The sequence below is a fragment of the Natronospirillum operosum genome, assembly GCF_004768465.1.
Taxonomy (GTDB): Bacteria; Pseudomonadota; Gammaproteobacteria; order Pseudomonadales; family Natronospirillaceae; genus Natronospirillum; species Natronospirillum operosum.
The window spans coordinates 1-5,315 of record NZ_SRMF01000022.1; the positions used below are offsets into that span (position 1 = coordinate 1).

Sequence of the window (5,315 nt, forward strand, 5' to 3'; positions counted from 1 at the left end):
CCCCAATGGCCATCGTCACGACGTCGAGCGCGACAGCCTGGGCCGGGTTATCGCCCAGACCGATGCCGAAGGCCACAGCGTTGAACTGGACCGGGACCGCGCCGGGCGGATCATCGCCGAGACCGATCCGCTGGGTCATACCACGGCTTTTGACCACAATGCCTTCAGCGAACTCGAACAGGTCACCGACCCGCTGGGCCACAGCACCGCCTTCACCTATGACGCCCTGGGCCGCCGGGTCGAACAGACCGACCCCATGGGCCAGGTGCGCCAGTGGCGCTACAACTACCGGGGCCAGGTCACCCGCGAGACCGACACAAAGGGTCGCACCACCGACCACCAGTACAATGATTTCGGGGAACTGACCGCCGTCACCCTGCCCGATGGGGCCACCACAAACTACAGTTACGACGCTGGCGGGCGCCTGACGGCCGTGACCGACGCCAACGGCCACACCCATCACTACACCTACAACGACCGGGATGAACTGGTCCGCGAGACCAACCCGCTGGGTCAGCGCACCGAGTACGACTATGACGGCCTGGGCCGGGTCACCCGGATCCGCCAGCCCGAACCCGGCACCGACATCGAGATGGCCTACAACGGGCGCGATCAGCTCACCGAAAGACGCTTTGATGGCCAAGTGGAACGCCAGCGCTATGATGCCGCCGGGCGCCTCATCACCATCGACAGCCCGGCCAATGTCGAGCACTACGCCTATGACCCGGCCGGCAACCTGACCGCCGTCGACAACCGCACGCTGGGCCGGCAACTGCAGTTCGAGTACGATGCCAACAACCAACGCATCGCCATGAGTGAACCCTTGGGTGGCAGCGGCACCACCTATGAGCGGGACGCCGCCGGGCGCATCAGTGCCCTGACCCATGACGGCGAAACCACCGCCTTCAACCGGGATGAACTGGGCCGGATCGTCGAACGTCGCCTCCCCAACGATACTCGAGACCTCACCCTGTACGATGAACTCGGCCGCACCCAGGCCATCGTGCACCAGCAGGCCGACAGCAGCCAGTATGGTTTTGATGACCGCTTCTTCCGCAACTTCCGCACCCCCAGCCGGGGTGAATGGTCAGCGCATCGGTTTGATTTTCAGGCCACGCATCAGGACCTGCAGCGCGAGCACGGCGACAACGGCTGGTCGACCGAAGACCAGCACCTGTACTTCCACGACAGCGAAGGCAACCTGAGTGCGCGGCTCTACAATGAAGAGTTCAGCTTCTTCTACGAGTACGACGACAACGACCGCCTGACCGCCGCGCATGAACCACAGAACCTCACCACCACCTATGCCTGGGATGCCGTGGGCAACCTGACCAACAAACGCGTCCGCGACCTGCAGTACCAGTATCAGTACAACGACGCCAACCAGTTGACCCAGGCCGACCACTGGCGCCTGCGTCACTCGGGCGCAGGCAACTCACGCGGTGGCGGCCCGGCCTACAACCATAATGGCGTCCTGTCCGTCTGGGACATCCACCACCTGGACCAGCAGCACCTGTTCGAACACCTGTGGGACCCGAGCGTCAACCACACCCAGGAGCGCCAGACCCACAGCTACCAGTACAACCAGAACGGCCAACTGGCGCAGGTGGACCGGGGTGATGGCACCACGGAGACCTACCGGCACGATGCACTGGGCCGCATGACCCAGAAGATCACCGAGCACGACGCCCGGTATGACTACGCCTGGGATGCCCGCGACCGCCGCGTCAACACCCAGCTCAGCGACTGGGAACGCAGCTACCAATACAGCAGCCTGTATGACGGCAGACAAGAACATAGTCAGTGGGATCAGGACAACAACCCCTACCGCAGCCTCAACTACCTGCCCGGTGAGCCCACCGGCAACGGCGGCCCCGGCAGTCTGCCCGAAAACGCCAACTACGGCACCCTGATCAGCCAGGAAGTGCACCAGTGGGAGAACGACGAGTTCCGCGTGACAGGTTTTGCGCAGAACTACGCCGAGAAGGCCTACTTCCATCAGGATCATCTGGGCAGCACGGTCAAGATCACCGGCGAAAACCCCGGCAATGCGTTCCGTTGGGATTACACCCCGCAAGGTGAAGCTTACGGGTTCACTCATCGCTACTCACACGAGCAGATGACCAGAACTCATGTGGGCCACAGCCCCAAACGCCACCTGGTGCCGTACCTGTACACCGGCCAGTACGAGACCAACCTCACCGGCCTGATCCACATGGACGCCCGCTGGTACAGCCCGCAACAGGGCAGATGGCTGCAGCCGGATTACTACAGCTTCAGCCAGTTGGCATTACCGCAAAGCGCCAGACACCAACTGCTTGGCAGCACCACGCTGAACACCCAGCACCTACTGCGTGACCCTGGTCAGCAGATGCGCTACGGTTATGTCAGTGGCAACCCACTGCGGTGGGTGGATCCGATGGGGTTGGCATGCGTGGCTGAAGGGCAGACTGTGACATGTACGGCGCCCGAAGAAGGCGCTCCTACCGTTCAGTTTCCAAGACCAGAAAATTGGCCGGACTACTTTGATGAAAGTACCTCAAATTACCACAGTTACAATGTTCCGGTGTCACACGGGGGTGCTGATATGGATAAAATCATGCAAGGTATTGTGGATAATCCAACGCCGGGGACGCCGAACCCTGCAACAGTCCAAGGGACACTTAACAATGCTACACCAACAACCATACAGAACATCTTTGATACTATAGACGTGATAAGCTCGTTTGGAAGTGATAGAGGCGGTTATAATAGCAGCCCAGTCGTATCATATGATACAACTGATATTTATACGGACGATCGAGTTGTAGTAAACGTAACTCAGCCAGGCCACCCACTCCACCCTGGCTATGTAGCCAGAACTGTAGATGATACGCATGTGAACAATTTTGGCGAAGGTACAGGCTGGCTCCAAAGTGACAGCAGTCCTTTTTCGGATATTATAAACAATGTCTGGGTGGGACAGACAAATGATATATTAACAAACTTGGGTGTATGTGAGTAGGATGGTATGGAATGTCTGAATTTTCAATTAGCATTCGAACTGTAGTTTGTTTTGCGTTATTTCCCATTTTGCCAGGATTGCTTATGGCGATACCCGATTTTTTCAGGGGTAACCTCGGGATGGTCATGTGGTACGTAAGATTTTCTGCTACGCTTGCCTATCCAATTACGATAATAGTATTTATCCCTATCTACATTGTAATGAGGTATTTTGGTATAAACGGAATCCAAGGGTACTTTACGCTGGGACTTGCAATTGGTTTTTTGTCATATTTATTTGTATTTATTCCTGGCCTTTATCGAGGTGACATTGATGCAATAAATGCAATGCGGTCGAATATGATTTTTTTGGTGATAACTATTCCTTTAAGCGTGCTGGTAACAATCTTCTTTTGGATTATAGTTCGGCCTGATCGTCTTGAAACATTGTTGTAGCATCAACAGCGATGCAGATTCCTTGTAGCGCACGAGCCACAAAATGTTACTACAACTTATGCTTGGGAAACCCGCGACCGCCGCGTACACACTCAATTGAGCGACTGGGAGCGCAGCTACGAATACGGCAGTCTGTATGATGGCCAACAGGACAAATTCGTCGGGAACGAATTTGCACGAGCGCAGCGAGCCCGGAGGGTGAGGCCCATGGACGGGCCGAATAAATGACCAGAACCCACGTCGGCCACAGCCCCAAACGCCACCTGGTGCCGTATCTGTACACCGGCCAGTACGAAACCAACCTCACCGGCCTGATCCATATGGACGCACGCTGGTACAGCCCGCAGCAGGGCAGATGGTTGCAACCCGACTACTACAGCTTCAGTCAGCTGGCGTTACCCAACAGCGCGAGACACCAACTGCTCGGCAGCACCACGCTGAACACCCAGCATCTGCTGCGTGACCCCGGCCAGCAGATGCGCTACGGTTATGTCAGTGGCAACCCACTGCGGTGGGTGGATCCGATGGGGTTGTGTGGTTTTTGGAGCGGCGTTGGCAGTGCTATCAGCGGCACCGCCAGCGCAGTGGGATCGGCTATTGGGTCTGCAGCGAGTGCGGTAGGCTCTACGGCTGGCAGTATGGCATCAGCCATTGGCTCCGCTTCAGCTACTGCAGGAAGCATAGCATTGGATGTTGCAGGAAAAGCCTGGGCATCTCCCATGACAGCAGTCGGCTTGGCACATGGTGGAGCCGGATACATCGTGGGTAACATCGGATATGCAATGGGTAGAGTGGAGGATCGCCCAGAAATCAGTCTGGGCCACAATGCAGTGCAATTCCATAACAATCCGTTGATGGTGCATCCTGAAACAGCCGTTACTTTAGGAAATGTTATCTCCTATGGTTCTGAAGAGTCACCAGAAAACTTTGGTGTCTATGACGACCCTGAAGTTAACCTTGGCCTGCACGAAGAGGCACACACTTATCAATATCAAGTACTGGGTGTATTCTTCTTGCCTTCATATCTTCACCAGGGAGGTATTGATAGAAATAATCCGTACGAACAAGCCGCTCAGGAATACGGAAAAGGCGAAGGCCATTGGTGGCCTTGGAGTTCAAATGACTAGTTTATCAAAGGGTTATATGTATCAAATTCCAGTCTTGGCTTTAGCATCTATTCTGTTAGTTGCTTGTACGTACCCAACAAATTTCCGTATTTTCAATAACACAGATTATGATATAGAAATATGCAACTTAAATATCACTCAGGAAGAAGAGTGCATTATAATTGGTGCCGACGAACATGGAACATATCGCTTGTACGGAGACATGCCTTCTGATAGTTGGAAAATGCACGTTAAGGAGGGTGAACGACTTTTAGAATATGAGTTTGTATTTGACAACCCAGACTTTGAATACGTGTCAGAAATTTATTGTTCAGGGTTGTTCGGGATGGTTTGTGACATTGCAGTACAGTATGATAGTAATGCGTTCTATTGGGTTGGCCGAAATAATAGTCTTCCTGTCTCGGTATTTCCAGAGCAGCCTGACCCCTTTCCGATAACACCGTCACAAGGCTTTTAATTTCGGGCTTCTGGCTCTGAACGAGACTAAGTTGATAGAAGTGCAAGCCTTCGGAGAAGCAGATGGCTGTCATATAGTCTGCCGGGTAGATCTAAAAGCTGACACATGTTGCCAGAACTCGTACTCACCCGTAATTTTCCGTTTTAGGTCCTGATGCAATGTATCAACTGCTTGTTCAGAGCCAGGCGGAACGCCAGCGCTATGACGTCCGCCGGGCGCCTCATCACCATCGACAGCCCGGCCAGTGTCGAGCACTACGCCTACGACCCGGCCGGCAACCTGACCGCCGTCGA

3 protein-coding genes are annotated in these 5,315 nt (G+C 54.8%); all 3 read left to right on the top strand.

Features of this window, described 5'->3' with window-relative positions:
• Positions 1-3,004 (top strand): RHS repeat-associated core domain-containing protein (locus E4656_RS20010; RefSeq protein ID WP_205849293.1); only part of this gene is annotated, 3,004 nt, incomplete at its 5' end.
• A gap of 658 nt (positions 3,005-3,662) precedes the next feature.
• Positions 3,663-4,565 (top strand): RHS repeat-associated core domain-containing protein, encoded by a 903-nt coding sequence (locus E4656_RS20015; RefSeq protein ID WP_135485097.1) that lies wholly within the window; start codon positions 3,663-3,665, stop codon positions 4,563-4,565.
• Positions 4,558-5,022 (top strand): hypothetical protein, encoded by a 465-nt coding sequence (locus E4656_RS20020; RefSeq protein WP_135485098.1) that lies wholly within the window; start codon positions 4,558-4,560, stop codon positions 5,020-5,022. The genes E4656_RS20015 and E4656_RS20020 overlap by 8 nt, the downstream gene beginning before the upstream one ends.
• Positions 5,023-5,315: the final 293 nt, after the last annotated feature.